We start from the raw sequence: 436 nt of genomic DNA, 5'->3' as shown, positions 1-436 counted from the left end.
TATGTCTCACCGTAGCCATACTTCTTCATACCCTTGGCGTTGATCTGGCTCAGCACGAGGCCTGTTACACGGACCTGAACATTCTCAAGCGATTTCAGCCCCTCGCGCACCTGCCGCTGGGAAGTACTGTCCCACTTCACCGTATAGATCACCGCATCCATTGATCTTCCGATGACACGCGCATCCGGTACCGCCAGTACAGGAGGTGTATCGATGATCACGTAATCATACTTGCTGCGCAGATCTTCCAAGAACCGCGTAAATCGCTCAGAGGAGAAGATGTCCGCCGCGTTTGTCTCTGTCTTCTCGCCAATGAGGATATCGGCGTTCAAAGTAGGTTCGTGAGAGACAGCCTCCTCCAATTTCGCTTCTCCTGAAAGGACGGCAATCAATCCCTTCTTTTCCTGGATATCGAAGTATTCAGCAAAGACCCGCT

At 51.8% G+C, this 436-nt stretch carries 1 protein-coding gene; it reads right to left on the bottom strand.

Features of this window, described 5'->3' with window-relative positions; translation table 11 throughout:
- Window positions 1–436: tyrosine-protein kinase family protein (locus A3728_RS19140; RefSeq protein WP_150120894.1), on the bottom strand; the 436-nt coding region annotated here is incomplete at both ends.

This window comes from Sulfitobacter sp. HI0040, from assembly GCF_001634885.1.
Classification (GTDB): Bacteria; Pseudomonadota; Alphaproteobacteria; order Rhodobacterales; family Rhodobacteraceae; genus Sulfitobacter.
This window is presented reverse-complemented; position numbering and strand designations above follow the sequence as displayed.